The sequence below is a fragment of the Planktothrix sp. PLAVEN19ND genome (genome assembly GCF_057220675.1).
Genome location: NZ_CM170132.1, coordinates 545,565 through 571,865, shown reverse-complemented (window position 1 = coordinate 571,865; position 26,301 = coordinate 545,565). Strand labels below are relative to the sequence as shown.

The window sequence follows — 26,301 nt, the reverse complement described above, 5'->3', positions numbered from 1 at the left end:
GTTTCTCCCCTGAGTTATTTTTTGTAAAAAAAGCACAGTAGCCCAAATAACTTTTTATGTATCCTCACTCAAAGGATTTATGACACAAATTTTTGGTGACTTTGTTGAAGTTCCTCCAACAAGCAATGAATTTCTCGTCATTGGTTTCTCTCCGAGTTCGATTCCCCTGAAACACCGTTGGCGCAATAATGGATTATCCGCTAATTTTATGGCTGATTATGTCACGACCTTTTTTCCTAAAAGTGAAGATGATCCCACGACGGCAAATTTACAAAATGAAATCAAAAGTGCCGTGAGCTTTATCGCCAATGAATTATTAGAAAATGCGATGAAGTTTAGTGATTATAATGTCAATTATCCGATCAGCATCCAACTGTATTTAAAAACTGATCGATTAATCTTTGTTGTGGTCAATAGTATTAACCAGGAAAAATTTGAATCCTTCCAACTCTTTATTGAAAAACTGATTCATTCTGACTCTCAAGAATTTTATATTGAGCAAATAGAAAAAAGTTTGGACAGTGAGAATAGTTCTGGTTTAGGCTATTTGACCATGATCAATGATTACCTAGCCCGATTGGGCTGGAAATTTGAGGATCTTCAAACAGAACCTAAAGTTATGACTGTCACAACCATGGTTCAGCTTTTCATTTAACATTTAAAATTGATTGATCAACAGTAAAATATTAGGATTATAACAATGGTAACCAAAGCAATTAAAGCCGAAGACTATGAAGTCATGTATGAGAGTAACACAACTACAGTAACTTTATCAGGCTCCTTACGTTTAAGTGGACTAGAAGACACTAACCCTGTGATTAAATTGCTCAATGAAATTTTGGAAGAAAACCCATGCCTGATTACTGTTAATCTCCAAGAATTAGAGTTTTTAAATAGTTCTGGTATTAATATGCTATCTAAATTTGTAATTAAAGTTCGCCAGAAAAAAGATACTAGCTTAACAGTTTTAGCCTCTACAAAAATTCCCTGGCAAGGAAAATCTCTGAGGAATTTACAAAAACTTATGCCCTCTTTAGAGCTAAAGATTGAATAGTAAACTTTATCCCTATTTAGGATGGAATTTTAAATCTAAACTGGATATTTATAGAATATATAAACAGTACAAAGATGCAGAATCCTCTCCCAAAATCGAATACCGAACTATTATTGGAAACCGAAAAACTTTGCCGAAAACTAGAACAGTTAAAACGGGAAAAGTTTGATTTAGAAATTTTGCTGGAAACAACAATATTTCATGCAGATTTAGTTGAAGATCAATTACACGAATCCAATCTACAACTTCAATTAGAAATCCGAGAGCGAAAAGTGGCTGAAGCTAAATTAAAAGCATCAGAAATTCAACTGAAAGCCTTACTAAAAACCGTCACTCAAGCTAATTATGATCTGAAAATAATCCTAGAAACTACAACAGTTCATGGAGATTTTATCGAGGAGTATACCCACAACCTGAGTATTCGAGACCCTTTGACGGGTTTGTTTAATCGGCGTTATCAAGAAAAATCCTTAGAACGTCACCTGAAACACGCAAAGAAACATCAGCAAAATCTAAGTATTATTATGGGTGATATTGATCATTTTAAAAATTTTAATGACCAATGGGGACATCAGGCTGGAGATGTGGTTTTAGTAGAAATTAGTAAATTTTTAATTTACAATATTCGTCAATCGGATATTGCTTGTCGTTATGGGGGTGAGGAGCTAATCTTGATTTTACCTAGGACTTCATTGGAAGAAGCTAAAAATTTAGCAGAACAACTGCGCTTAGGAATTGAAAAATTAAGCCTAGACAAACCGCATCAATTTTTACAAAAAGTGACGATTTCTTTAGGGGTTGCCAGTTTTCCTGAACATGGATTATCGAGTCTTGGAATTACTCAATCGGCTGATCTAGCTTTATATCAAGCTAAGGCTAATGGACGAAACTGTGTCGTTACAGCCCATGAACTTTTGCGTTAGGAGATTGTTTTTTTTTCAACATTATCAATTAATTTTTGAGTTACTATTAAATCAATAGCATTCTGAATCTGATCTCATCCTTTAAGGTAAATATAAGTTAATGGAAAATGAGCATCTTTCTCAAAAGCAACTGTTAGACTATATCAGCCAACTTCGCCAGGATATTGACATTCTTAAACAGGAAAAAGCTGATCTGGAAATCCTATTAGAAATTATCATTGATCATGGAGATTTAGTTGAAGCTCAGTTACATGAATCCCATGAAAAACTCAAAGCTGAAATCCAACAACGCTATTTAACCCAACTTAAATTCCAAGCCTCTCAAGAACATTTACAATCCTTAGTCGCTTTATTAACTCAGGAAAAAAATGACTTAGAGTTAATCCTAGAAACAACCATCGAACATAGTAATATTGTCGAGGAATCCCTACATTATGACAGTATTCATGATCCCCTCACAGGATTATTTAATCGGAGATATTTAGATCTCGTATTACCCCAGGTCTTTAACTCAGCCCAAAAAACACAAGAGTGTTTAAGTATTTTAATTGCAGATATTGATTATTTCAAGCAATTTAACGACAATTTCGGTCATAAAGCTGGAGATATTGTTTTAAAATTAGTCTCTCAAGCGGTACAAAGTGTGATGCGAACTTCCGATCTAGCTTATCGTTATGGGGGGGAAGAATTAGTATTTATTTTACCCAATACAAATATTGAAGTTGCTGAAATTATTGCGGAGGAAATCCGTCAAAAGATTAAAAACTTACAGTATGAGTATTCCTATAATTTCTTAACAGGAGTGACTATATCAATTGGGGTCGCGGGGTTTCCTGAACATACTCAATCCTGTGATGATTTATTACAATTTGCAGACCGGGCATTATATCAAGCTAAAGCCCAGGGACGCGATCAGGTTGTTGTTATTGATCCTAATGCTATTCACCTATTTTAAATTGATATTTCCACTCTAATAAAATCCCGCGACACTGAAAACAAACCAAATCCTGGAGTAAATCTTCAATGCCTAAAATATTCGTAGGATAGGTCGCGCCCAAATAGTTCTGATCTACTAAAATATTGGGCAACAGTTCCGCTACAAACCCATACAATTTTTGATTAGAAAATGAACTATTAATCAGCCAACCCTCATGATTTAGAGGAGTAATTTTATCAAGATCACAGGGTTTAATTCCCAACTCCTTTTGCAGAATAATTGGAACCGTTTCTAAAGGAGTTTTTTCTGGGGAAACCCTTCCCCCTGGGAAATCCAAGGTGGTTTTTCCTACCCCTGGACGATACATCGGTCTAGGGAACAGGAAATGCTGATTTTGAATTGTTAAAATTACAACAGAATCGGCTTTTTCAACCCGCCAATAGTCTAAAATTTCGCCTTGATGATTTTCTAATTGTTCTGCAATAATCGTAACCCAAGGAGACGGTATTTCTAGTAACTTTTGAACCACTCGCCAAGGATTAGAGGGGTAATCATTTTTGCTCATTTCATCTTTTTATGTTATACTAAAGCCAAGGATTTAAGTATTAAATCCTTGGCTTGAATTTAATCTTAACTTACCGATCCTTTTCTTGCTAACTTTGACATCAAAACCATGAAATTCAATGCTCGTTTTTTATTACCCATCCTCGGGCTTCCTATTACCTTGATTTTGGGAGCTTGTACAATGGTTAAATCCGATTCTAAATCCATGGTTTCTGAATCAGCAACTCCCGTTAGTTCGGAAACAGTTCTGACCCAAAATAACGGGATGATGCCAGGAAATCATAGCATGATGATGGATTTAGGGCCGGCTGATGCCGAGTATGATTTACGCTTTATTGATGGGATGATTCCCCACCATCAAGGCGCGATTAAAATGGCTGAACAGGTACTGCAAAAATCTAATAATCCTGAACTTAAAAAATTAGCAGAGGAAATTATTAAAGCCCAGAAAAAAGAAATTGCTCAGATGCAGGAATGGCGGAAAACATGGTATCCCCAAGCGAAGGGTGCTGTCATGTATCATGCGGCTATGGGTCACAGTATGTCCATGTCTGCTGAACAGATGGAATCAATGATGATGATGGCTGATTTAGGTGCTGCTGATGCAGGTTTTGATCAACGATTTATTCAGGCGATGATTCCTCACCATGAAGGGGCATTAACTATGGCAAAAGATGCTCAATTGAAGTCAAAACGATCTGAAATTCAGCAACTTTCCCAAGCTATTTTAACTTCCCAAGCAGCAGAAATTAAGCTAATGAAACAATGGTTAAAACCAGGATCTAATTAATCATAAATTTTCCCTTAACCGTCATCCTTTAAATCTTGGGGATTTAGGGATGATGGCAATTAAAGATTTGGTAAATTGAGGTATAATATCTAATATCTATATTGACCTTAGAGACTTTAAAATTAATAACCAATCAATTACCCATCAACCATTATGAGCAAGGATAAAACCTCACAACCGACCTTGAATACAGAATCGACAACTCGGACACCGCCTTGGGGTCAGGTTAGCTTACTCGAGGAAGGTGAGCGCTATCGGATTAATCGAATTGTGGTAAATCCGGGTTATCATATCAGTACCCAAATGCACTATCATCGCAGTGAACACTGGATTGTTGTGGCAGGAACCGCTAAAGTGATCTGTGGCGGAGAGGAAATTTTACTACTTCCCAAACAGTCCACCTATGTTCCCATGAATACCCCCCACCGCCTAGAAAATCCTGGGGTAATTCCGTTAGTCATGATTGAAGTCCAAAATGGCGAATATTTAGGGGATGATGATATTACTCGTTTTCCCGAAGAAGATGTCAAAAGCCAGACTAAAAAATAACTCGACAGAAGGCACAAAATGAGAGACAATTGCCCTGAGTCAATCGATCTTCGCCTTTACTAAAATACTCATGGATTTAAAGTCTCTCATTCGCAATATTCCCGATTTTCCTAAGCCTGGAATTTTATTTCGAGATATTACTACCCTGTTACAAGACCCCCAGGGACTTCGATATACCATTGATTGTTTAACAGAAAAATGTCGTCCTTTGTCTCCTGACTATATTCTCGGGATGGAGTCCAGGGGGTTTTTATTTGGAATGCCCTTAGCTTATCAATTAGAAGTAGGTTTTATTCCGATTCGTAAGCCCAAAAAATTACCCGCAGCCGTCTATCGGGCAGAATATGAATTAGAATATGGGACAGATTGTTTAGAGATGCACCAAGATGCCATTTCATCGGGGCATAAAGTCTTAATTGTTGATGATTTAATTGCCACTGGAGGCACAGCCAAAGCCACGGCAGAATTAGTTCAACAAGCCGGGGCTACGGTGGCAGGATTTTGTTTTGTGGTTGAACTTAACGGGTTAAAAGGACGGGAACAATTGCCCGATGTTCCGGTAATTAGTTTGTTACAATATGATTAATAGTTTTAGAGTTTTTCCGGGAGAAATTTGTTAGTTATCAAGGGGTAAAATTAAGATTATGAGTGAAACATTAGTCTATATTGGTAAGCGCTTATTACAGGCACTTTTAACTCTACTTTTAGCATCGGCTTTATGTTTTACCATTACTCAACTTGCCCCCGGAGACTATTTAGATAACCTCTCCAATAATCCTCAAATTTCCCCCGAAACCTTGGAACAATTGCGACAGCAATTTCACCTAGATCAATCTCCCCTAGAACAATATTGGTATTGGTTAACCCAAATTATCACTAGGGGAAATTTTGGCTTTAGTTTTGCCAATCAACGTTCTGTGACTTCCCTACTGATAGAACGAGTTCCTGCTACCTTATTATTAGCGTTTTCATCGTTAATTTTAACCTGGGTCATCGGGATTCCATTAGGGATAATTGGGGCGGTGAATCAGAATCGTTTTACTGACCGATTTTTGCAAGTTATTAGTTACACCGGACAGGGTTTTCCCAGTTTCATCACGGCTTTATTATTATTATTTTTCGCTCAAAAAACCTCCCCTTTATTTCCCGTTGGCGGCATGACCAGTATTAATTTTCCCGATTTATCACCCCTGGGAAAAATAGCCGATATTGCTTGGCATAGTATTTTACCGACCTTAGCATTAAGTATTACCAGTTTTGCCGGGTTACAACGATTAATGCGGGGGCAACTTTTAGATGTTTTACGTCAGGATTATATTCAAACAGCGAGGGCGAAAGGACTGCCAGAAAATCGGGTGATTTATATTCACGCCCTGCGGAATGCGATTAACCCTTTAATTACATTATTGGGCTTTGAATTTGCCAGTTTATTAGGGGGAGCTTTTATTGCCGAAACCTTTTTTAACTGGCCGGGATTGGGTAAATTAATTTTACAAGCGGTACAACAACAAGATTTATATTTAGTTATGGCGAGTTTAATGATGGGGGCGGTGATGTTAATTATTGGTAATTTATTAGCGGATTTACTCTTAAAAGCCGTTGACCCCCGAATTAAATTAGAAGATTTACGATGAAATTTTAGAGTTAAAATAGAGGTAATAGAATCAAAATAAATTGGGGTAAGCCTAGTTTGCAATTTTAAGGAGACGGTTTAAATGCTCTCTGAAGTTTATTATATTCTGCGCTCGAAAGCTGATGGACGGTATGTGACTGCCCATCCTGACCCCGATAGTCCATCGACTTATTTGTTATTATTTTCAGAAAATTTTGATGCTTTGAGTTATTTGAACAAACACGCTACGGATGTCAAAGATCGGTTTGCGGTAGAATCGGTTACGGGTTATCAAATTAAACCGATTTTACAGCGCTGGGGATTTACGGGTATTGCGATGGTTAAAGATCCCCTTTTACCGCAGATTGAATTTATCCAAATTAAATAAAATTAAGCGGGTAACAAAACAAAGTAAACTGATAGCGATCGCTATTTTCTCTTTGGTCAATTAGAACCGCTTCAAAATATTTGCTAGGGTTTTTATCCCTAGAAAACCTCTATCTGTACCAGCGACTCAGGACGCTTGCACTACTTTTTGAGCAATTTTCTATATTAGTTTCTAAATTAATCTAGTCTAGATGTAGGTTCAATTCTTACCATCCAAGGAACTTTTGCAAATACATCATTCCATCCTGTAATGGGTACAATAACCTTTAACCTAAGAACACCAATGTCGTCATTGCTGACAATTACACAAGGGCGAGTTTTACCGATTTCTAGGTTTGATCCGGTTCTGACCATTGAATTAAAATACTATATTGGGAGCGCATTTTTTATCCTCCTATTGTAAATTTTCCAAGGATTTCAAGGCTTTTTTAACATCTTTAGTAGAACTTAGGGGTTTTAAACCCATTTTTTCGATAAGATAGAGAAAGCATTACATGACACCATGGCGAGTTTAAGCAATTCGTTGTGCCGCACCATCGAAACTGGTGAAACTACCCCAAGATTAAGATTAATTTGATGGCAACTCTGAATCACTCAACCGTTCGTAGGCTCAAAAATTTGCCCCAAATTCCCAGTGTGTGGGAAGGAGATCGGCGTCCAATGGCGACCGATGCCAGTCCTAGTATCGATACAGACTCCGAAACTGCGGGCGAATGTATTATTTGGGTAGATGGTTCCCAGGGGATGGTGCGAGCAATGGATATGGTTGCACCGGATATGGGGCCAGAGGCAATTGTCCGCACCCTACTCAGGGCGATCGAACATCCCCAAAGTCCCGCGCCTGTAGCCCGTCCCCAAAAAATAGTGGTCAAAGATCGGGAAATTCAATTTTTTCTGCGAGGGGTTCTGCAAAATTTAGATATTGTCATTGAATATGTCCCGGATTTACCTCTGATCGATGAAATTTTTCGGGGGTTGCAGGAAGTAGCCCAGAGTCGGCCGCCCCAACTCCCCCCCCAATATGCGAAAGTGGTGACGGAAAAAGCCTATCAAATTTGGCAAGATGCTCCTTGGGAACATTTAGGGGATCATCAGATTATTTCGATTGAATTAAACTTATTTGGCATTAATACCTTATATGTTTCCACTTTGGGGAAATTGGGGATGGATTATGGGGTATTGTTATATCGTTCTTTGGATTCGTTAAAGCGGTTTCGAGAAAGAATTGTTCGCAATAAATCCTATGAAAATTTAGAGGAAGCCTTTTTAACTCAGGACTGTTTATTTGTTACTTTTGATCGCACCGATGGTTTTGATGAGGATGAGGACGAGGATGATGATGATTTTGTCACGATCACTAATTTATCCCCCTCGGAAATTGAACCCAATTTTGGCAATCTTCATCCCTTAGAAGGATTACGTTCAATTTTGTATGATGAAGAAGCGGCGATTGTTTTAATCGCTTTAGAGGCCTTACATAGATTTTTACGCGATCATCGTCAAAAATTAGCCCGATATGAATTTCCCAGTCTAAACCGTCGGTATCGAATTCCGGTCGATTTGCCCGATGGGGAAAAAAAACAGGTCTCGGTGAAGGTGGAAACTTTACCCGATATTGCCTCGGAGTTGGCGTCAATGGTGGCGGATGATGATGATGATGACGACGAGGATATGGACGTCGATGCTCCACGGTTACGCGACGATTTAGTCCCGCCTAAATCTTTCTTGAGTTTGGGAGTTGTCCCTTGGGAAACGGCCAAATATTTGCGCAGTAATACCCAATTTCACCAAGCCGCAGAAACAGAAATTCCCGAACTCGGAGAGGGTTTACCAGTGGTTGTAATTCAAACGACTAAACCGAAAGCTGAGATATTAATTCGCAGTTTACAGGATGCTGGAGGACTGCAAGGAATTGGTTTTAATCCAGGTGAAGATCCGATGGCGGGTTCTAATTATGACTTGGGAATTTTGAAGACAGAAGATGGAGATTTACATTTATTTGGAGAGTTTATTGAAGATGATCCGGTGCATCAAGAAGCGCGGAAAAAATGGGAACAACGCTGTAAAAAAACTAAGGGTTGGTGTGGTTTAATTATTGCCATGGGATTAACGGGTGCTTCCCGAGGTAAACCCCAATTTAAGGATATGATGGCTTTATTAGAAGTTCATTTTATTCCTTCTGAAGACTTAGATTTAGGGCGATTACAGTTAATTCCGGCGGAATTTTAAAAGATTTCCCCTCAATAAAAAAAAGGGGGGAATCATTCCATAGTTCAGGGTATAGCTTTTATCTCAAACTCTATAGCAATCCTATTTGAGTTGTGTTCAAAATTCCTGATCAAAAGGGAACAGGGAACGCCGGATCTGGGAACAGGGGTAATAATTCTGACTGTTTCATATCAGTATTGAAATGTTACAACCTATTTGGGATTGCTATATTGTATTAACTTTGAAATTCTGATAACAACCAAGCACTAACTTTCCCATGATTGGTTTGACGACTACGACGAAATGCTTCCTCTAATATCCCCATTTGTAACCCCGGTAAAACGTGAGATTCTTTAATTCTATAACTCCCTAGATTTTCAACTTTAAACGCAATTACCTTAACCGCTTGAACATCAATAATCCAATATTCCTGTACCCCTAAAGATTCATAAAGTAGTCGTTTTTCCCCTTGATCATCTGCTAAAGAAGAATAAGCAACTTCGATGACTAAATCAGGCGCCGGAAACTGATCTAAATCAATAATTGTGGTTTCCCAAGGAATGATTTCTGCATTGTCAGCAATATAAAAAGAAGCATCGGGTTGGGCTTCGTCAAACCCGGTTTTACGGTAGGTGCAGTTGTCATGAGCATCTAAATCAATATTCCGCAATGCTGCAAATAGATACAGCACTGCAATAATGGTGGCGTGATCACGGGAATGGGGATTTCCTAGGGGTGACATTTCTAACCTCATGCGTCCATTAAAATAATAACCTCTGGCGTTAGAATAGATGGGATTATCTAATGCAGCCAAGTATTCATCCCAAGTTGCTGTTACCCAGGTATCGGTCGGGAGTAGAGTTTGAATAGGACTCATAACGGTATCATTGATGAGCGATCGCTTTTATTTTAACAAATTCAAACACAACTTACCAAGTGCTGTTAAATAATTTTTTTCCCCTGCTAAGGGAGTTTATAATAATAAAATTTTACCAGAATTAAACTTAATTGGATGGTATCATACAATAAATATCAATAACAAAAAGCCCAAGGATAACCGAGGCGCTTTCAACCCATTTTTTTTTGTGAACTAGGAGGATTATTATTTATGGAACAGACTCACGAAATCTTAAAACAACAACTGAGTGCCCTATCCCAACGCTATCCCGATTTAGGCAACCGTCTGGCCGAAACTGCACAGAAACTCAAAACCGCAGGAATTCCACCGACAAAAACCTTAGTAGATGAACTGATAGCCTACTCCCAAGACTTTAGCAAGATTCAACAAACCCTACTCAGCCAAGGACAACCAACGGCTAGTCAAGCCACCTCCGTACAAGAGTTAGAGACTTTATTGCTAAATCTAACACCCGCTCCGGCTCATCAAAAAACGCACCAACAGGCCTTACAAACTTTAGAGCGAGTTCTCTCCCTAACCCACAACGAACAAAAAGAGTTTCCCCCGTTACAAACGGCTCAAAATCAGGCTCGGGAATTGCAAACTGCGATTTCTCAACAAACAAATCAACTCCATTCTGGGGCGGAAGCCTTAGCTACAGGAAATCATCCCTTGGTGGCCTTAGTGAATTTAGTCGAAAAACAAGAGAGTTTAGACGATAATCAATGGGCAGTTTTAGAAGAACAAATTACGAGCGCCTTTGGTAAATCTTTGGGTGTGGCAATTTCCAGAGGAAAAATTAATTTTACCATGCCAGCCGTCGCCCCATCTGCTGTTGCTGCTCCGAAACCAGCCATTCCTGATATTGTAATTTTAGATGAACCTCAAGGATCAAGAACTCCTGAATTAATTATTGTTCCTAGTATAGATGTCACGAAATTACCTCCAACAATTGATGGTAAAAATATTTTCTTTGGCAATGCTCCCCTAGCAGGTAAAACTCAAGAAAAAGCCAGTCTTTCTAATATTAACTTAAAGATTTTAGTCCATTTACAAGGATTAGGCGATCGCACTTTTGCCGCCAGGGAATATGCCGGAACTCGGGGACAGGGAAGACGTTTAGAAGCCTTTCAAATTAATATTGATCCCGCTATAGAAGGTTTAAGTCTGCGCTATATGGCTCATATCGCAGCCATTGGGGACACACCCCTAACTCCCGAAGGTGAACTGGTGGGAGAGCGGGGCAAAAACCGACAAATCGAAGGATTAGCGATTGAACTAATCGGCCCCCAAGCCCCTAACTACAGTGTTTTTTATACCGCCCATATCCAAAATAAAGGAGATGTTCCCGTCTGCACCAACGGCCAATACTGCGGCACCAAGGGTCAAGGGTTAAGAATTGAAGGGATTAAAATTTGGATTGAAGCCAAGTGAGAAGGGGTAATGGGTAATGGGTAATGGGTAATGGGTAATGGGTAATGGGTAATAGTTGGCTTCCCCTGCCTCCCCTGCCTCCCCTGCTCCCCCTGCTCCCTCTGCCTCCCCTGCTCCCCCTGCCTCCCCTGCCTCCCCTGCCTCCCCTGCCTCCCCTGCCTCCCCTGCCTCCCCTGCCTCCCCTGCCTCCCCTGCCTCCCCTGCCTCCCCTGCCTCCCCTGCCTCCCCTGCTCCCCCTGCCTCCCCTGCCTCCCCTGCCTCCCCTGCCTCCCCTGCCTCCCCTGCTCCCCCTGCTCCCTCTGCCTCCCCTGCTTCCCCTGCTCCCCCTGCTCCCCCTGCCTCCCCTGCCTCCCCTACCCCTGAAGTGCCACAACTAACACCAATAAAAAGGCTTCTGTCCATTCAACCACAGCCCCATAGGTATCTCCGGTGTGTCCTCCCAGACGGGCGTTAAACCAAGCCCCAATTAAAATAGCGATCGCACTTCCCCCCAAGGCTAGACCCACGGCCACTAACCAGTGTTGGGGATGGAGGATCACTAAAACCCCACTTAAAGCCATCAGCATCAGCACACCGGGAATTAAATCCCAGGAGGAATAGGGGGTATCTTTATGAAAAGCCCCCTTTCCCGTGGCTTTCAAATAGGGATAACGGGCGATCGCCACCAACTGTCCCCACCGTCCCCAACCCGCGACGGCCATTAAAATTAATCCCCGGTTAGCCGTCACATCCTGTAAAGCCGCGACCTTCAATAAAACGATCGCGATCGCAGCCATTACCCCAAAAGCTCCCGTAACACTATCCGCCATCACCTCTAACCGTCGATTCGGGTCAGCCACCGCTAAACCATCGGCCGCATCCATCGCCCCGTCTAAATGCAATCCTCCGGTTATTGCAATTCCGGTGACAATTACCAAAACCGAGCGAGTCCAGACCGGACACCCTAAAAGAGATAATCCCCCATCCATCAATCCTAAAATCCCCCCAATCAATATCCCGACCACCGGAGCTAAACGGGCGATCCCTCTAAACTCCAGCGTCCAAGAGAGGGGAATGGGAAAACAGGTATAAAATGCGATCGCGGCGGCTAAGGCGGCTCCCTGTCGTTGGCAGAATTGGGAGAGCGATCGAAAGTAATCCTCTGGCATGGTAAAAAATTAAATTGGCATAGATGTATAAATATTTTCTAGGTTATGCCAGAATTGAAATAACAACTCAGGTTTTGTCTGAAAGTCAAAATACCTGGCACCAGAGTTCACCAACTCCAGGGTTGTTAAATCGCCGATCCAAAAACAAATCCATCCTTTTTGATTAATTTCAACGATCAAAGATTAGAGAAGGAATAGAGGAACAAGAGATTGAAGGTTTACCCATTAGCAGGTGTATGGTCGCTCTTCTACCTGTATAGCCAGATGCCTTTATTTACAATTCCTCAAGACCTCGGGATGGGAAAATTTCAAACCTACAAATTTCATTCAACAGAATCATCGCCATTCTGTAATTCACAGATTACATCTGAGGCTTTTGTTCCATGAGTTATGATCAATTAGACTACAGGGTGTCTGCTCCTTGCATTATTGATACGGGGATCATTGTTAACAAGCGGGATATGCAGAAACTGCTTGTTGATTTGGGTCGCGTCCGTTATCTTAATATTCAAGACGGACAAGTGTACAGCGAAGCAGAAGGATACATCCTAGAAGTTTTTGCCAATCCTCAACAGGCGACTTTAGTTGCCAATCATTCGTTGTATTTGAATGTTTATAGTTTCGATTACTTAGAACTCAAACAATCTCCTGAGCAAGAAACTTATTTTGATCTAGTTCAAGAAGGAGGGAGATTATTACGATTAATTCCCTTAACAAATCCCTTACAAGAACAATTTAATCGTAACTTTAATACAGCGGCTCTTGATGCGGTCATGGATCAAGTTTTGTCATCAAATTGGGAGAATCCCCTTGATGATGAAGACTGCCCATTCTAAGTAATTAAGCCGTTTTCTATTGTTTTATGTCACATCCTTTTTCCTTTGAAGTTCAGGCGTGCTGTAGTCAAACTAAAGCCCGTGTTGGCTTATTTCATACTCCCCATGGTTGGGTAGAAACCCCGCGATTTATGCCCGTGGGAACCCTCGCCAATGTCAAAACTCTGACTCCAGCACATCTCAAGGATGCGGGCGCCCAGATGGTGTTATCTAATACCTATCACCTGCATTTACAACCCGGGGAAAAGATTGTGGCTGGGGCGGGGGGACTCCATCGGTTTATGGGCTGGGATGGCCCCATGCTGACGGACTCCGGCGGGTTTCAAGTCTTTAGTTTAAGTAAAATCAACACCATTACCGAAGAAGGTGTTACCTTTCGTTCCCCCCATGATGGACGCTTGATTAACTTTACCCCGGAACTTTCGATCCAAATTCAAAACGAATTAGGGGCCGATGTGATTATGGCCTTTGATGAATGTCCCCCCTATCCGGCGACGCGGGAGGCGGTCGTCAAAGCCACGGAACGGACAAAACGCTGGTTAGAACGCTGTATTAAAGCCCATAAACGGCCTGACCAAGCGTTATTTGGGATTGTTCAGGGGGGCGTTCATGCGGATTTACGACAACAGGCGGCGCGAGATTTAGTGGAATTTGATCTCCCCGGATATGCCATTGGTGGGGTGAGTGTGGGGGAACCTTCGGCCTTAATTGAAAAGATTGTGCAGGTGACAACCCCAATTTTACCGTTTAATAAACCCCGTTATCTCATGGGAATCGGAACCTATCGAGAAATGGCCCAAGCGATCGCGGCTGGGGTAGATGTGTTTGATTGTGTGATTCCCACTCGTTTGGGCCGTCACGGGGCGGCGTTGGTTCAAGGAGAACGATGGAATTTAAAAAATGCTCAATTTCGGGAGGATTATCGCCCCTTAGATGCCACTTGCCCCTGTTATACTTGTCAAAATTTTAGTCGAGCTTATCTGAGTCATTTGGTACGGGCAAAGGAAGTTTTGAGTTATACATTAATTGCGATTCATAATGTTACCGAATTAATTCGTTTTACCCAAAGAATTCGAGAGTCGATTTTAAATAATCGGTTTGCGGAGGAGTTTCAATTTTGGCTCACCTCAACGGATGCCGAAGCCACCTTAGAGGACTACGAAATCGACAAACGTTCCGATCATTAACCTTCCCCCGTAGTAAGCCCTTCAGGGCTTCTTCAGTGGTTTTTGACATTTTGAGTATCTTAACAATGGCAAGGTTTAATTTAACCACAAAGACACCAAGACAGAAAGTTTAACCCCCCTGTTTTTTCTCTAATTCCTCAATTCTGAGTTGGGTTTCCTGGGCTGCTTTTTGATTTCCGGTTTTTTCCAGAATGGCTAAGGCTTCTTTCCAGGTTTGGAGGGCTTGGGAATATTCCCCTTGCCCGTAATAAAGCGTGGCTAAATTATTCAAAGCGGTGCTTAAATTATTTTGATCATTGGCTAATTTTGCCAGTTCAACTGCTTTTTGATAGGAGCTTAAAGCCTGATCAGGTTGTTTTAATTTTTCCTGAATTTCTCCGATCAAATTATGAATTTTCGCCGCCCCAGTATGATCCGCAATTCGAGTCATGAATTCTGACGCTTGTTTTAAATAGACTAAAGCCTGGGTATCGTCTCCTAATTGACGATATAATAACGCCATATTACCTAATAGCCGCCCGACTCCAGCTTGATCGCCAATTTGACGCCGCAGAGCTAGGGCTTGTTGATAGATTTCTAAGGCTTTTTGGGTATCTCCTTGAACTAAATATAACGCCCCTAAATTATTTAAAGTGCGACTGAGATCCCGTTTATCCCCCACTTCTTCCCGAACTTTTCGGGCGTCTTGATAGAATTTTAGGGCTTGATCATATTGTTTTAAACTGCTATAATCATAGGCTAAATTATGTAAGGCTTCGGCAATATTTGGTCGATCATTAATAGACTGAGCAATTTGTAAAGCTTCTTGATGAAGTTTTAATGCTTCTGAGACTTTGTTTTGATTGCGATAGGAAAATCCGATTAAATTTAAACTCCGACTGATTCCTGTTTGATACTCTGGATTTTTGTTTTCCGCTTGTTGATTTAATTGTCGATAGGACGTGAGAGCTTGTTGTAGGACTTTTAAGGCTTCTGTATCGTTGCCTAAATTGCTATAAACCTCTCCAATATAAGTTAGGGTTTCCGCAATTTCTTCGGGTTTACCTTGTTTTTGTTGTTGTTCTAAAACCGTTTTAAATGTAGCTAAGGCTTCGGGAAATAACCCTTGACGAAATTGTTCAATTCCGCTTTTAAATAAAGCATTAATATCAGGTTTTACTGGGGTTTGAGCTAGAACTATCATTGATTGTCCCCCGATAAAATTGAAAGGGGGTGTATGGAGCAACAACAAACCGACTCCTACGCCGAGGGAAACTGGCAAGACTCCCGCACTAGCCGTTAAAATACCCAGGGATTTTAATAAAAAAAATCGGTTTTGAAACAATAACGAATTATTCATGGCAATATTTAAGAATAAACACCGGATATGAGAGAAAAAATAAGGGAATGGGGAAACACAAAGAATTGATATTCGGTGATTTCTCCTATCCCACCCGCGATTAAGTTCACCTCTATTTAATATTGATCAAAATGCTCCTAAATTTAACTGTTGATACCATTCTTAACCGTGCCTTAGCAGGTGATGACCTATCCCCGGAGAAGGGAGTGATTTTGCTCGAACAAACTGATCCAGCTATTCTGGAGAATATTCGGGTGGTGAGTGACACTTTGCGATCGCAACAAGCTGGGGAAACGGTAACTTATATTATTAATCGCAATATCAATTTTACGAATATTTGTGAACAGCATTGCAGCTTTTGTGCCTTTCGTCGAGATGCGGGGCAGGAGGGAGCTTTTTGGTTAGAAATTGAGCAAATTTTGGAAAAAACAGCCGATGCAGTTGTAAGGGGGGCGACGGAAATTTGTATGCAGGGGGGGTTAAACCTGGAAGCAAAAATTCAGGGAAAATCCTTACCCTATTATTTGAATTTAGTCCAAGCCATTAAGACGGAATTTCCTCACCTGCATTTTCATGGATTTTCACCCCAAGAAGTCCAATTTATCGCCCGAGAAGATGATCTCAGTTACGCCGATGTGATTATGGCTTTAAAAGATGGGGGAGTGGGTTCGATGCCGGGAACTGCTGCGGAAATTCTAGCAGATTCAGTCCGAAATATTATTTGTCCCGAAAAAATTAATACCGCCACTTGGTTAGAAATTGTGGAAACAGCCCACCGTTTGGGGGTTCCGACCACGAGTACCATGTTATCGGGTCATATTGAAACACCTCAACAGCAAATGCACCATTTAGATCAGTTGCGATCGCTACAACAAAAGGCCGAGAATTATCCCGCTAGAATTACGGAATTTATTATTTTACCGTTTGTGGGAGAAATGGCTCCAGCCCCTTTGCGACGACGGGTGGGACGGGATCAACCGATTTTAGCCGATACCCTGTTATTAACAGCCGTGGCTCGAATTTTTCTGGGAAATTGGATTTCTAACCACCAACCGAGTTGGGTGAAATTAGGGTTAGAAGGGGCGAAGGAAGCCTTGCGATGGGGTTGTAATGATATCGGTGGTACTTTAATGGAGGAACACATTACTACCATGGCGGGTGCTAAAGGTGGCACTTGCATGGAACCCGAAACCTTGAAAAATGCGATCGCCTCCCTGGGGCGTCCCTATCAACAACGGGATACGCTTTATAATTACGAATTACGAATTACGAATGGGTAATGGGTAATGGGTAATGGGTAATGGGTAATGGGTAATGGGTAATAGAAAAGACTCGCCGGGATGAAGATTAAATCATCTTGACGAGTCGGAAGGACAAAACAGAAACTTTGATTTTTAGGCGACAGAACTACCATTTAATTCTTCAGTTAATTCTTCGATGGAACTACCATTTAATTCTTCAGTTAAGTAATCTAAAACCGTATCAAGGGTTTGCTGTTTTACCCAACCCTTCATCACTGCAACTTCTCCAAATCGCAGGTTCAATCGGCCTTGTTCTTCTAGGATTGAGTCTATTTGAGATTCGTCTAACAATTTAGCTTTATAGAGATAGTAACCTAAAGGATGTCGATGTTTAGAAAGTCCTAATTCGGGCAAGAAGTCGGCGAAGAAATCGACAGTTTCCTGTTCCAGCCATCCTAACTCTACGACGAAAGCACCGAAGCGTTTTTCCGGTTGTTTCTTTTGTAATTCTAAAATCTTCTTTACTTGTTCAGCAGATAATAAACCAGCTTTACTAAGCAATTGTCCTAAGCGGGGAGATTCCCAATTCACAAATTCTTGTCGGGTGGAAAACGGAGGGTTATACAGTTTTAACTTTTGTAATATTAGTAGCCAGAAAAAAGGAAAATCCTCAACTAGATACCGCTTCCACATCCGTCCGGGTTCTGAAAATAGGCGGTATAACCATTCGATTCCTAGATCGCTCATCCATTTGGGAGAGCGTTTTTTTTCTCCCGCTTCAAAGTCAATTGTTGCACCAATCGCCAGAAAAACTTTGACGTTTTTGAGTTGATTTCGGTATTTAGCAATCCATTTTTCTTGTTTGGGGGCGCCGACACCAATGGCTAATACGGTAGCTCCAGACTCGTTAATGCGAGTGACAATCCGTTGGCATTCTACCTCATCTTTCTCAAACCCAAAGGAAGGAGAATAGGACTCTACAATCATTTCTCTACCGACTTTGGCATTGATTTTTTCCTGAGCACGTTTAGCGACTCCCTCGGCGGCTCCCATCAAAAAGATGGTCATTTCTTTATTGTCTTTATAGTAGTCGTAGAATGCTGGAAATAAATCTGACCCTGAAATTTTTTCTTTGATGGGTTGACCTAAAAATTTGGAAGCATAAATCAGGATTTTACTATCACAAACTCGGTAGGTTGAACCCTTATAGATCTCGTAGAATTCTGGATCTTTTTGCAACTTCATCAAGTGATCAACATTAGGCGTAACGACAGTACCACCCTCGGAACCCAGTCGTTCCAGAAGCTCGATGATGGTAATGTTATGAATCCGTACATTGAGGATGTTAATTTCGTCATCCATAGGGTTTTTCCGTCCTGTCCTAAAAAATAATGGGATTAGCTCAATTTAGCGATAGCCCAGTCGAAATCATACCACGACACTCGACTCCGCTATTGGCTACGACCTGATGGTGAAACGATTGAATTGTTAACTTGTGTTTCTTTTAGATTTTCTTGATTTTGCCACCCGTTTCTTCGATTCAGAGACTTAGCTCTATCTGTTACTAACCTATTAGTGTAGCTAATCGATCAATGAGGAGCTACGACTTGGTAGTTATATTAAGTAGAGGAAAGCGGTTATGAATACATCAATTCTACAACAAAATTCGGCATTTTAGCTAACTTTTTTTGTAAAAATTCATGAGAATTTATGTAAAGATTTGGTAAAAATCCCCTCCGGTTGAAAATTTTGTTATAGAATCACATCTTACTGGTCTATTTACCTTAAAATCGCTGAGTGTATTCTGACTCCTGCTAACAATTATCTGTAAAATAATCAGGCCAGTTACGGTTTCGAAGGTGGACAATGATTGATGAAGGCATCGTCAAATATTCCTGTGAATGGGTTTTGGGGGAAGCAGTTGCCCTTGAATCGATCAAATCTTTAATCCAATGGCGGAATCGCATTCATAAATTAGGATTAATTGGAGTTTATGACAATGGCATTGGATTTGGAAACATCAGTATCCGTATTCCTCATACTTTACAATTTATTATTTCCGGGAGTCAAACCGGACATTTAGCTCAATTAGAACCCGAACATTATACCGTTGTGACGGATTTTGATATTCAACATAATCATCTCACCTGTTGCGGGCCAATTCAAGCCTCCTCTGAATCCCTAACCCATGCCGCAATTTATAGTTATCAACCCCAGATTAATGCCATTATTCATGTTCATCACCCCCAACTTTGGCACAATCTATTATATCAAGTTCCAACTACCCTTAAACAAGTTCAATATGGAACCCCAGAAATGGCAAAGGAAATGTTTAGATTGTTTGATCAAGAAAATTTAAGTCAGCAAAAAATATTAGTGATGGCTGGACACGAAGATGGATTTTTAACCTTGGGAAAAGATTTGGATGAAGCGGGAGAAATATTAATGAACTATAGCAATCCTATTTGAGTTGTATCCAAAATTTAGGCTTAAAAGAGAGCACCGGAACACCAGATAACAATGTCAAGCCTAATTTAACGACATAGAAGGGGATAATGAAGACACAACATATTGATTACGTCCTTGAGCTTTAGCTTGATAGAGTCCTTGATCCGCGATTTCGATTAATTGTTTAGAATTCATATTTTGCGAGGGAATAACCATGCCAATTCCTAAGCTACAGGTCATATAATAACCCACCGATGAACCCGAGTGAATAATCTGCAATTTTTCAATCTGTTTTTGAATATTTTGGGCGATTAAAATAGCTTCTGCTACCCCGGTTTTGGGTAAAATAACGGCAAATTCTTCCCCCCCATATCGAGCGACGAGATCCGTAGGATATCTCATGGCTTTACAAATAGCCTGAGCTACCTCTCGCAAAGCCTGATCCCCTGCTAAATGTCCATAGGTATCGTTATAGGGTTTAAAGAAATCTAAATCGCAGAGAATCACCGATAAGGGGGCTTGTTCCTGAGATAATTGATACCACTGAATTTGTAAATATTCATCAAAATAACGGCGGTTAGCAATTCCGGTTAAACTATCAAAAGTTGCCAAATATTTTAATTCATGATTGACAATTTTTAACTGATGATAAAGTTCTGATTGTTGAATGGCGATCGCCAGTTGTGCAGCTAAAGAAACTAATAATTCCTGTTCCCAAACCTGCCATTTTCGAGGACTTGAACATTGATGAGCGACTAGCAACCCCCACATTTTTTGTCCATGCAAAATCGGAGTGACTAAATAAGCTCGAATTTTAAGTTTAATTAATAGTTTTTGATGACAATGACTTAAATTATCTGTGTAAATATCGGCAACGGATTTAACTTGATCGGTCTTTTCCAGACTCAAAGTTTCCTTAATGCAACAATCCTTATATCGATTACCTAACAGAGAAAAACACCCCGAAGTACAGGATTCTGTTAAGACTTCTCCCTCTTTATCGCTATCAAAACGAAAAATAATCACCCGTTCATTCTGTAGAGCCTGACGAACTTCTGTAACGGTAGTATTGAGAATTTGACTTAATTCTAGGGATTCGTGTATGCGTTGGGTGAGTCGGGTATTCAGTCGTTCTCGTTCCGCTTGCTGTTTGAGTTGTTGTTCAATTTCTAAGCGATCGCTAATATCCCGAGCCAAAGTATGAATTAATTGTTGTTCCCCAACTTGAATTAACCCCAGGCGCACTTCCACCGGAAAAGTGGTTTGATCTTGGCGACGGTAAGTTCGTTGTAGGGTTATGGGTTGACCCTGGACTAAACTTTGAAAAAATATTAGCGGCAGCGGATCGACTTCTATCTGTTGAAGGGATAAACTTAAAAGTTCCTTTCTGGTATAGCCCAAACTCTGACAAGCAAATTCATTCACATCCAAAATCTGGCCATTAAAATCATGCAACAGAAATCCATCCGCCGCCTGTTCCACTAACGCCCGAAAACGAGTTTCACTTTGCATCAGGGCGATTTCCGTTTGCTGTAACCGTTGGGACGCCAGACGCAAATCCAACTGTTCTATCACCAATTCCCCCAGAGATTGCAGGGTTTGCACTTCCAATTCACTTAATTCATGGGGGTGATGATCCATCACACAAAGGGTTCCTAAGCGTTGTCCATCGGACGTACACAAAGGAGCCGCCGCATAAAACCGCAGACCAAACTCTCCCGTGACTAAGGGATGATCACACCATTGGGGATCAATTAGGGTGTCATTGATGCAGTAAACGCCCTGATTATACATGGCAAAACCACAGAAACTGCCTTCTCGATCAACTTGAGGACAATCAAGTCCCTGGCGGGATTTAAACCAAATTCGATCTTGATCAACTAAACTGACCAAGGAAATCGGAACCCCGAGCAACCGAGATGCTAAAAGCGTAATTCGGTCAAATGCTGCTTCAGAAGCCGTATCTAGGATGTTGTAATGATAAAGTGCTTCTAATCGTTGATTTTCCTGAAGACTCGGAGATGGAGACATACCTTAAGGTAACCTGGAATAACTACCGATTATATTTGGTTTGGATTAGCACACAAGCAAGAAGATGGTAAATTGGGATTCAATTGATACAAGTGGGTTGAGAGGCTAAGAATCTAGGAACTTGATTGGGATGCGATTCTAAACATATCTATAACACATTTTTGGTGTTGAATTTTTGTAAAATATGATACCGTGGACAGGCATAAAATTTGAAACTCAGTTATTGCCCGCATTCTAACACTCTCCATCGTCAGTTGGGGTTTTTAACAGAAAGTAAAAAATTAGACAAGATTACACAAACTTAGACATATAATCTGATATAATGGCAATGTGTATAATTGATTATCAGTAACAGAAGCGGCACAACTTAATTACTGATTAAAATGAAGCGTCATTCTTTAATAGGACTGGTTTTAACAACATTTTTTATAGTTTTAATCATTCAAATCCCAACTATTGCAACCGACGATAAAATTCCATTTAAACCTCACCCCTTACCAGAAAGTTTAGAACATTGGCAAGACTCAAATAACCAAGGTGATTATTTTGATAAAATTGAAGCCCCTAATTTTGGTTATTTAGTTTTTTCAAACTTTCCAATCAAAGTTTATATTGAAAATCCTGTTTCCGATCAAAACTGGAAAGAAAGTATTACATCTGCTATTTTTAAATGGGATAATTATTTGCCTTTAAATCTTGTTGAAGAACCGCAAAATTCTGATATTGAAATTATCAGAAAAAATCCTCCCCTAGACCCCCAGAAAAAACGCGCCAGTTCCGCAGAAACTCGTTACAAAACTTCGGTTAAATATACCCCCCAAGGGTTTCCCTATTTATCCCACCGCTTTACGATTTGGTTAAGTCCCACCCAAACCGGAAAATATATTCAAGCCGCCGTCCTTCATGAATTTGGTCATGCTTTAGGAATTTGGGGTCATAGTCCTGAACCCACAGATGTCATGTATTTTTCCCAAGTTCGAGAACCCCCGCCTATTTCTGCTAGAGATATTAATACTTTAAAACGGATTTATCAGCAACCGACTCGCTTGGGATGGCCTGTATTGTAGTGGGTAATTACGAATTACGAATTATGAATTACGAATTATGAATAGGTAATAGGTAATAGGAAGGAAAGAATTAACAGTCAGATTTGCTGGATCAGTCTTAATCAAATACCATCAAAAGCGCGACTGCTATAACGCAAAAATCCAGTCCCAATGACTAAGGTCTGGTACAGAACAACCAGACCTTAATCGTTATAAAACAAACTAAGTTGACTCAAGCAAATTTCAGATAAGTTAACGAAAAAAGCAAAACACTAAACTAAGGTGGACAACAGATTGCAACTTTATCCAATCAGAAGTATTGCACTAGGAAAGTCGATACAGACCTTTGTTCTGATATTGACCCCAAAGCCAACTCAATCGTTATCGTTTGGAAGCTCCAGGCGAGTTCTTGACCCTCTACAATATCAACAGTTGGGTAGTTCACAGTGCCACTGACGGCGTTGCAATGGGATTAAAGCGGAACGGACACAGGCATTTAATCCGGCGGGGTTGTTATCAACAGTTGCGTTTTGTTGAGTGGTGTCCTATACCTATTAAGTTAGCATGACTTTTGCGATCGCCAACCCCAAATTTACTAAAATTTACACAGTTTAATATTTTGCAATAATTAATAACAGCAATTTCAATTAGTTAGTATAAATAACGCTTTAATCTATGACTTTTAACCATCCGTTGTTTAAACGATTAATAATTTCACTGATTTGTTTGCATTCGCGTAACCCCAAAACTTGGTCAGAAAAAACTAAAGCCATTAACCCGTTTTGGTCGGCGCGGGTAATTTTGCCTGTGGCGTAAATTTTGCTAACGATACCCTGGATATCAATAGATGTTCCCGATAATGCCTTGTTCATGCTTCCATCCGGTCAGGTCAATTTGTAATCTATACAGACCCGTTGACTTGGGATCAGGATGATTGAGTACCAATATGATTATCGGGATGGGTAAATTGTTGAGAATTAAAGGACAAATCCTCCAGTTAAACTGATTAAATCAGAGATTAATTAGTAGAAACGTAAGTCGCCAATCCTCTGAATTTAAGTCCTAAAATAATATCATTCCATTCTGAACCTAAATAGTTTCCTGTTTTGGTAATAGCATTAATAAAGTAGAATCCATCTAAATCTGTTGCTTGTTCTGCCCAATTATTAATATCAAAATAGCCAATTTTATTAAACTCTGTTACAGCTTTATCATGGTTTTCATCGGGTAATACATAGAGATGATCACCTGATTTCTCAACAATGGTTACACCACTAGCTTTGCGAATTTTTAGTGGGGAAGCAGGCTGTAACGGGTTATATCCTTGAATGATTTTCATGTCGTCAACCTCTACTTTAGTTTGATGATTATATCGGATGTTTGGAAGTAGGATACGATTGATCTTGATATGATCAGTATCTCTAGTAAAGTCGATTTTTACAGGAGAAATTGTTCCAGTTTTTTCCCCGTTATCAAAATCTTCCCTACCTATAAGCCGAAAGACGGAATCTAATTATGTAACGGATGTGACAGTTGAGCAAGTGGTTTTGCTGTTATCGTTATTTTTTGTAAAATTTCCGGTTAATGATTATCCTTTCCTGAATAAAAAACCCCTCTCCGGTATGGAGAAGGGATAGGAGGCGGTTAAAGGGATTTGGGGTTTTAGTGGACTGCTACGGCGGGTTCTTCCAATATAATTTCGCAGGTATCGCCGTTATATCCCCGTTTGGGCTGGACAAAAACTTGATCACCCGCTTGCAGTTCCAGTTTGTTCAACTGTTCTTTACTTAAATGGGCAACAATTTCACCGCCATCGGCTAGGGTTAAATCCACTTGAATATCCCAGCCCAAATGAGTCAACCGTTTCACCTGGGCAACAGCACTAAGTTGTTGATAATTACTGGTATGTAATTCCAGATCATGGGGACGAACAAAAATATTAGCAGCAGTAGAATCTAAATCAAAATCTTGAAAGAGTGTGGTGTTACGGGGTAACAGATTCACGCTACCGATAAATTGCATAACAAAGGGGGTCGCCGGGTGATCATAAATTTCTGAGGGGCTTCCCACCTGTTCAATTCTGCCTTTATTCATCACCACAATCTCATCCGCCACCGCCATGGCTTCTTCTTGGTCATGGGTGACAAAAACGCTGGTAACGTGAACTTCATCATGCAATTGACGTAACCAACTGCGCAATTCTAAGCGAACTTTGGCATCTAAGGCCCCAAAGGGTTCATCGAGTAATAAAACCTGGGGTTGCACGGCTAAAGCCCGGGCTAAGGCCACTCGTTGACGTTGACCACCAGAAAGTTGAGAGGGATAACGATTTCCTAATCCAGTTAACTGAATTAAGTCTAATAATTCTTCGACTCTGGCTTTAATTTTTTGCCGAGGATGTTTGCGAATTTCTAAACCAAAGGCGATATTTTGACGGACAGTGAGATGTTTAAATAGGGCATAATGTTGGAATACAAATCCAATATTGCGACGTCGGACATCTAAGTGGGTTTGATCCTGACCATGAATAATAATTTGTCCACCAGTAGGAGGTTCTAATCCGGCGATCGCTCTTAATAAAGTGGACTTTCCTGAACCAGAAGGCCCTAATAAGGCGACTAAAGTGCCATCTTTAATTTCCAAGTTAATATTATCTAAAGCTTGAAAATTACCGAATACTTGAGAAACGTTGTTAACTAGAATACCCATAGTACCTCACAATAAAATAGTGGAATTAGAATCGGTCAAATGCGAATTACGAATTACGAATTACGAATTGAGGAATGATTAAAACAATTCGTGAATTCGTGATCTCTAATTTGTAATTAATTTATCCGTGACTGGTTTTTCTTTCTAATATCTCCTTGAGAACTAAAGTAACTAAAGCCAGTAAAGCTAAAATGGTGGCGGCACCAAAGGCAGCTTCGGTTTGATAGTTTTTGTAGGCCTGTTCCACAAAGGTTGGTAAGGTTAAAGTTCTGCCGGCAATTAATCCAGAAACAACCGCCACCGCTCCAAATTCACCCATAGCTCTCGCATTAGTTAAGAGAACACCATAGAGCAAACCCCATTTAATATTGGGGAGGGTAACGCGCCAGAAAATTTGGAAATCCTGAGCCCCTAAAGTGCGGGCGGCTTCTTCCTGTTCTGAACCTAATTCTTCTAAAACTGGAATCACTTCTCTAGCCACAAAAGGTAAAGAAACAAATAGTGTGGCGAGCACCATTCCTGGGAGGGAGAATAACACCTTAATATCCAGGTTTTCTAACGCTGGCCCAAACCAACCGTTGCGACCATATAACAGCACAATCATTAACCCGGCTACCACGGGAGAAATAGCAAAGGGCAGGTCAATAATACTAATTAATAAGGTACGACCTCTAAATTGATTTCTAGCAATCACCCAAGCGGCGCAGAGTCCAAAAACCGTATTGGTCGGAACAACAATCAAAGCAATGATTAAAGTTAGTTGCATTGCTTTTTGAAAGTCGCTGGTATTTATAGCCGTGATAAACTCTTGGGTGCCTTTATGAAAGGCTTCGTAAAAAACGGCTACGGCTGGAATAAATAAAACCAGAGCCAGATAGAGTAAAGCAATGCCAATCAGCAGCCATTTAACCCAAGGGAATGACTGAGATTGAGCAGAATTTGGTTGCGAAGATGCCATAA

The 26,301-nt window shown here is 40.5% G+C and carries 27 protein-coding genes; 16 read left to right on the top strand and 11 right to left on the bottom strand.

Going from position 1 to position 26,301, the window contains the following annotated elements:
- Nucleotides 1-79: 79 nt before the first annotated feature.
- The 4 genes from AC2D3N_RS02660 (at nucleotide 80) to AC2D3N_RS02645 (ending at nucleotide 2,932) form a co-directional block, all read left to right on the top strand.
- Nucleotides 80-655 carry a slr1658 family protein gene (locus AC2D3N_RS02660; protein ID WP_079679733.1) on the top strand — a complete coding sequence of 192 codons (576 nt, stop codon included), beginning with the start codon at nucleotides 80-82 and terminating at the stop codon, nucleotides 653-655.
- A gap of 45 nt (nucleotides 656-700) precedes the next feature.
- On the top strand, nucleotides 701-1,054 hold the full coding sequence (locus AC2D3N_RS02655) for a slr1659 superfamily regulator (RefSeq protein WP_484692690.1): 354 nt from the start codon (nucleotides 701-703) through the stop codon (nucleotides 1,052-1,054).
- A 74-nt stretch (nucleotides 1,055-1,128) separates the two neighbouring features.
- Nucleotides 1,129-1,977: a diguanylate cyclase gene (locus tag AC2D3N_RS02650; protein WP_079679731.1), complete on the top strand. Its 849-nt coding sequence runs from the start codon at nucleotides 1,129-1,131 to the stop codon at nucleotides 1,975-1,977.
- Between the two features lie 100 nt (nucleotides 1,978-2,077).
- Nucleotides 2,078-2,932, top strand: coding sequence for a GGDEF domain-containing protein (locus AC2D3N_RS02645; RefSeq protein ID WP_484692689.1), 855 nt, complete (start codon nucleotides 2,078-2,080; stop codon nucleotides 2,930-2,932).
- On the opposite strand, the gene AC2D3N_RS02640 is transcribed toward AC2D3N_RS02645, so the two are convergent.
- Entirely contained in the window at nucleotides 2,916-3,479 is a 564-nt protein-coding gene (locus tag AC2D3N_RS02640) for an NUDIX hydrolase (RefSeq protein WP_079679727.1), read from the bottom strand. The two genes, AC2D3N_RS02645 and AC2D3N_RS02640, sit on opposite strands and share 17 nt — an antisense overlap.
- Nucleotides 3,480-3,587: 108 nt before the next feature.
- On the opposite strand from AC2D3N_RS02640, the gene AC2D3N_RS02635 reads away from it, so the two are divergent.
- The 5 genes from AC2D3N_RS02635 to AC2D3N_RS02615 all read left to right on the top strand — a co-directional run bounded on the left by AC2D3N_RS02635 (nucleotide 3,588) and on the right by AC2D3N_RS02615 (nucleotide 6,817).
- The gene (locus AC2D3N_RS02635; protein ID WP_484692688.1) at nucleotides 3,588-4,268 is read left to right on the top strand and encodes a DUF305 domain-containing protein; all 681 of its coding nucleotides are present in this window, start codon (nucleotides 3,588-3,590) and stop codon (nucleotides 4,266-4,268) included.
- 153 nt (nucleotides 4,269-4,421) lie between these two features.
- Nucleotides 4,422-4,817 (top strand): phosphomannose isomerase type II C-terminal cupin domain, encoded by a 396-nt coding sequence (locus AC2D3N_RS02630; protein WP_484692687.1) that lies wholly within the window; start codon nucleotides 4,422-4,424, stop codon nucleotides 4,815-4,817.
- Between the two features lie 70 nt (nucleotides 4,818-4,887).
- Nucleotides 4,888-5,403, top strand: a complete 516-nt coding sequence (locus AC2D3N_RS02625) for an adenine phosphoribosyltransferase (protein ID WP_079679724.1) — start codon at nucleotides 4,888-4,890, stop codon at nucleotides 5,401-5,403.
- A 58-nt stretch (nucleotides 5,404-5,461) separates the two neighbouring features.
- On the top strand, nucleotides 5,462-6,451 hold the full coding sequence (locus AC2D3N_RS02620) for an ABC transporter permease (RefSeq protein ID WP_079679723.1): 990 nt from the start codon (nucleotides 5,462-5,464) through the stop codon (nucleotides 6,449-6,451).
- 81 nt (nucleotides 6,452-6,532) lie between these two features.
- Nucleotides 6,533-6,817, top strand: coding sequence for a hypothetical protein (locus AC2D3N_RS02615; RefSeq protein WP_079679722.1), 285 nt, complete (start codon nucleotides 6,533-6,535; stop codon nucleotides 6,815-6,817).
- Between the two features lie 176 nt (nucleotides 6,818-6,993).
- Here AC2D3N_RS02615 and AC2D3N_RS02610 read toward each other — a convergent pair whose 3' ends face one another.
- Entirely contained in the window at nucleotides 6,994-7,170 is a 177-nt protein-coding gene (locus AC2D3N_RS02610; protein WP_484692686.1) for a type II toxin-antitoxin system PemK/MazF family toxin, read from the bottom strand.
- Nucleotides 7,171-7,392: 222 nt separating this feature from the next.
- Between AC2D3N_RS02610 and AC2D3N_RS02605 the strand changes: the two genes are divergently transcribed.
- On the top strand, nucleotides 7,393-9,045 hold the full coding sequence (locus tag AC2D3N_RS02605; protein WP_484692685.1) for a DUF6930 domain-containing protein: 1,653 nt from the start codon (nucleotides 7,393-7,395) through the stop codon (nucleotides 9,043-9,045).
- 214 nt (nucleotides 9,046-9,259) lie between these two features.
- Here the strand turns inward: AC2D3N_RS02605 and AC2D3N_RS02600 are convergent, their stop codons facing one another.
- The gene (locus tag AC2D3N_RS02600; protein WP_484692684.1) at nucleotides 9,260-9,901 is read right to left on the bottom strand and encodes a Uma2 family endonuclease; all 642 of its coding nucleotides are present in this window, start codon (nucleotides 9,899-9,901) and stop codon (nucleotides 9,260-9,262) included.
- A 231-nt stretch (nucleotides 9,902-10,132) separates the two neighbouring features.
- Between AC2D3N_RS02600 and AC2D3N_RS02595 the strand changes: the two genes are divergently transcribed.
- Nucleotides 10,133-11,356, top strand: a complete 1,224-nt coding sequence (locus AC2D3N_RS02595; RefSeq protein ID WP_484692683.1) for a hydrogenase — start codon at nucleotides 10,133-10,135, stop codon at nucleotides 11,354-11,356.
- Between the two features lie 353 nt (nucleotides 11,357-11,709).
- On the opposite strand, the gene cobS is transcribed toward AC2D3N_RS02595, so the two are convergent.
- The gene (cobS, locus tag AC2D3N_RS02590; RefSeq protein ID WP_079679716.1) at nucleotides 11,710-12,504 is read right to left on the bottom strand and encodes an adenosylcobinamide-GDP ribazoletransferase; all 795 of its coding nucleotides are present in this window, start codon (nucleotides 12,502-12,504) and stop codon (nucleotides 11,710-11,712) included.
- 383 nt (nucleotides 12,505-12,887) lie between these two features.
- Here cobS and AC2D3N_RS02585 point away from each other — a divergent pair, with 383 nt between their 5' ends.
- Together AC2D3N_RS02585 and tgt are read left to right on the top strand one after the other, a co-directional pair.
- On the top strand, nucleotides 12,888-13,340 hold the full coding sequence (locus tag AC2D3N_RS02585; protein ID WP_079679715.1) for a hypothetical protein: 453 nt from the start codon (nucleotides 12,888-12,890) through the stop codon (nucleotides 13,338-13,340).
- A 26-nt stretch (nucleotides 13,341-13,366) separates the two neighbouring features.
- Nucleotides 13,367-14,527 (top strand): tRNA guanosine(34) transglycosylase Tgt, encoded by a 1,161-nt coding sequence (gene tgt, locus AC2D3N_RS02580; RefSeq protein WP_484692682.1) that lies wholly within the window; start codon nucleotides 13,367-13,369, stop codon nucleotides 14,525-14,527.
- Between the two features lie 109 nt (nucleotides 14,528-14,636).
- Here the strand turns inward: tgt and AC2D3N_RS02575 are convergent, their stop codons facing one another.
- Complete coding sequence (locus AC2D3N_RS02575) at nucleotides 14,637-15,866, bottom strand: tetratricopeptide repeat protein (protein ID WP_484692681.1); 1,230 nt, start codon at nucleotides 15,864-15,866, stop codon at nucleotides 14,637-14,639.
- Nucleotides 15,867-15,997: 131 nt separating this feature from the next.
- On the opposite strand from AC2D3N_RS02575, the gene cofH reads away from it, so the two are divergent.
- Nucleotides 15,998-17,146, top strand: coding sequence for a 7,8-didemethyl-8-hydroxy-5-deazariboflavin synthase subunit CofH (cofH, locus tag AC2D3N_RS02570; protein ID WP_484692680.1), 1,149 nt, complete (start codon nucleotides 15,998-16,000; stop codon nucleotides 17,144-17,146).
- A gap of 114 nt (nucleotides 17,147-17,260) precedes the next feature.
- On the opposite strand, the gene AC2D3N_RS02565 is transcribed toward cofH, so the two are convergent.
- Nucleotides 17,261-18,469, bottom strand: coding sequence for a WecB/TagA/CpsF family glycosyltransferase (locus AC2D3N_RS02565; RefSeq protein WP_079679711.1), 1,209 nt, complete (start codon nucleotides 18,467-18,469; stop codon nucleotides 17,261-17,263).
- A 504-nt stretch (nucleotides 18,470-18,973) separates the two neighbouring features.
- Between AC2D3N_RS02565 and AC2D3N_RS02560 the strand changes: the two genes are divergently transcribed.
- Nucleotides 18,974-19,576 (top strand): class II aldolase/adducin family protein, encoded by a 603-nt coding sequence (locus tag AC2D3N_RS02560; protein WP_484692679.1) that lies wholly within the window; start codon nucleotides 18,974-18,976, stop codon nucleotides 19,574-19,576.
- Between the two features lie 60 nt (nucleotides 19,577-19,636).
- Here AC2D3N_RS02560 and AC2D3N_RS02555 read toward each other — a convergent pair whose 3' ends face one another.
- A complete protein-coding gene (locus tag AC2D3N_RS02555) occupies nucleotides 19,637-21,586 on the bottom strand; it encodes a diguanylate cyclase domain-containing protein (RefSeq protein ID WP_484692678.1) in 1,950 nt (649 codons plus the stop codon).
- Nucleotides 21,587-21,969: 383 nt separating this feature from the next.
- Between AC2D3N_RS02555 and AC2D3N_RS02550 the strand changes: the two genes are divergently transcribed.
- Entirely contained in the window at nucleotides 21,970-22,653 is a 684-nt protein-coding gene (locus AC2D3N_RS02550) for a matrixin family metalloprotease (RefSeq protein ID WP_484692677.1), read from the top strand.
- Between the two features lie 647 nt (nucleotides 22,654-23,300).
- Here the strand turns inward: AC2D3N_RS02550 and AC2D3N_RS02545 are convergent.
- The 4 genes from AC2D3N_RS02545 to cysW form a co-directional block, all read right to left on the bottom strand.
- Nucleotides 23,301-23,504: a hypothetical protein gene (locus AC2D3N_RS02545; RefSeq protein ID WP_079679707.1), complete on the bottom strand. Its 204-nt coding sequence runs from the start codon at nucleotides 23,502-23,504 to the stop codon at nucleotides 23,301-23,303.
- 146 nt (nucleotides 23,505-23,650) lie between these two features.
- Nucleotides 23,651-23,971 carry a hypothetical protein gene (locus AC2D3N_RS02540; protein WP_484692676.1) on the bottom strand — a complete coding sequence of 107 codons (321 nt, stop codon included), beginning with the start codon at nucleotides 23,969-23,971 and terminating at the stop codon, nucleotides 23,651-23,653.
- Between the two features lie 323 nt (nucleotides 23,972-24,294).
- Entirely contained in the window at nucleotides 24,295-25,341 is a 1,047-nt protein-coding gene (locus tag AC2D3N_RS02535; RefSeq protein ID WP_484692675.1) for a sulfate/molybdate ABC transporter ATP-binding protein, read from the bottom strand.
- Between the two features lie 121 nt (nucleotides 25,342-25,462).
- A complete protein-coding gene (gene cysW / locus AC2D3N_RS02530) occupies nucleotides 25,463-26,299 on the bottom strand; it encodes a sulfate ABC transporter permease subunit CysW (RefSeq protein ID WP_079679704.1) in 837 nt (278 codons plus the stop codon).
- Nucleotides 26,300-26,301 lie beyond the last annotated feature (2 nt).

What these genes read in the sequence shown, in the direction of transcription:
- AC2D3N_RS02660 (WP_079679733.1), top strand. Translation starts at nt 80, where the DNA reads ATGACACAAATTTTTGGTGACTTTGTTGAAGTTCCTCCAACAAGCAAT.
- AC2D3N_RS02655 (WP_484692690.1), top strand. Translation starts at nt 701, where the DNA reads ATGGTAACCAAAGCAATTAAAGCCGAAGACTATGAAGTCATGTATGAG.
- AC2D3N_RS02650 (WP_079679731.1), top strand. Translation starts at nt 1,129, where the DNA reads ATGCAGAATCCTCTCCCAAAATCGAATACCGAACTATTATTGGAAACC.
- AC2D3N_RS02645 (WP_484692689.1), top strand. Translation starts at nt 2,078, where the DNA reads ATGGAAAATGAGCATCTTTCTCAAAAGCAACTGTTAGACTATATCAGC.
- AC2D3N_RS02640 (WP_079679727.1), bottom strand. Translation starts at nt 3,479, where the DNA reads ATGAGCAAAAATGATTACCCCTCTAATCCTTGGCGAGTGGTTCAAAAG.
- AC2D3N_RS02635 (WP_484692688.1), top strand. Translation starts at nt 3,588, where the DNA reads ATGAAATTCAATGCTCGTTTTTTATTACCCATCCTCGGGCTTCCTATT.
- AC2D3N_RS02630 (WP_484692687.1), top strand. Translation starts at nt 4,422, where the DNA reads ATGAGCAAGGATAAAACCTCACAACCGACCTTGAATACAGAATCGACA.
- AC2D3N_RS02625 (WP_079679724.1), top strand. Translation starts at nt 4,888, where the DNA reads ATGGATTTAAAGTCTCTCATTCGCAATATTCCCGATTTTCCTAAGCCT.
- AC2D3N_RS02620 (WP_079679723.1), top strand. Translation starts at nt 5,462, where the DNA reads ATGAGTGAAACATTAGTCTATATTGGTAAGCGCTTATTACAGGCACTT.
- AC2D3N_RS02615 (WP_079679722.1), top strand. Translation starts at nt 6,533, where the DNA reads ATGCTCTCTGAAGTTTATTATATTCTGCGCTCGAAAGCTGATGGACGG.
- AC2D3N_RS02610 (WP_484692686.1), bottom strand. Translation starts at nt 7,170, where the DNA reads ATGGTCAGAACCGGATCAAACCTAGAAATCGGTAAAACTCGCCCTTGT.
- AC2D3N_RS02605 (WP_484692685.1), top strand. Translation starts at nt 7,393, where the DNA reads ATGGCAACTCTGAATCACTCAACCGTTCGTAGGCTCAAAAATTTGCCC.
- AC2D3N_RS02600 (WP_484692684.1), bottom strand. Translation starts at nt 9,901, where the DNA reads ATGAGTCCTATTCAAACTCTACTCCCGACCGATACCTGGGTAACAGCA.
- AC2D3N_RS02595 (WP_484692683.1), top strand. Translation starts at nt 10,133, where the DNA reads ATGGAACAGACTCACGAAATCTTAAAACAACAACTGAGTGCCCTATCC.
- cobS (WP_079679716.1), bottom strand. Translation starts at nt 12,504, where the DNA reads ATGCCAGAGGATTACTTTCGATCGCTCTCCCAATTCTGCCAACGACAG.
- AC2D3N_RS02585 (WP_079679715.1), top strand. Translation starts at nt 12,888, where the DNA reads ATGAGTTATGATCAATTAGACTACAGGGTGTCTGCTCCTTGCATTATT.
- tgt (WP_484692682.1), top strand. Translation starts at nt 13,367, where the DNA reads ATGTCACATCCTTTTTCCTTTGAAGTTCAGGCGTGCTGTAGTCAAACT.
- AC2D3N_RS02575 (WP_484692681.1), bottom strand. Translation starts at nt 15,866, where the DNA reads ATGAATAATTCGTTATTGTTTCAAAACCGATTTTTTTTATTAAAATCC.
- cofH (WP_484692680.1), top strand. Translation starts at nt 15,998, where the DNA reads ATGCTCCTAAATTTAACTGTTGATACCATTCTTAACCGTGCCTTAGCA.
- AC2D3N_RS02565 (WP_079679711.1), bottom strand. Translation starts at nt 18,469, where the DNA reads ATGGATGACGAAATTAACATCCTCAATGTACGGATTCATAACATTACC.
- AC2D3N_RS02560 (WP_484692679.1), top strand. Translation starts at nt 18,974, where the DNA reads ATGATTGATGAAGGCATCGTCAAATATTCCTGTGAATGGGTTTTGGGG.
- AC2D3N_RS02555 (WP_484692678.1), bottom strand. Translation starts at nt 21,586, where the DNA reads ATGTCTCCATCTCCGAGTCTTCAGGAAAATCAACGATTAGAAGCACTT.
- AC2D3N_RS02550 (WP_484692677.1), top strand. Translation starts at nt 21,970, where the DNA reads ATGAAGCGTCATTCTTTAATAGGACTGGTTTTAACAACATTTTTTATA.
- AC2D3N_RS02545 (WP_079679707.1), bottom strand. Translation starts at nt 23,504, where the DNA reads ATGAACAAGGCATTATCGGGAACATCTATTGATATCCAGGGTATCGTT.
- AC2D3N_RS02540 (WP_484692676.1), bottom strand. Translation starts at nt 23,971, where the DNA reads ATGAAAATCATTCAAGGATATAACCCGTTACAGCCTGCTTCCCCACTA.
- AC2D3N_RS02535 (WP_484692675.1), bottom strand. Translation starts at nt 25,341, where the DNA reads ATGGGTATTCTAGTTAACAACGTTTCTCAAGTATTCGGTAATTTTCAA.
- cysW (WP_079679704.1), bottom strand. Translation starts at nt 26,299, where the DNA reads ATGGCATCTTCGCAACCAAATTCTGCTCAATCTCAGTCATTCCCTTGG.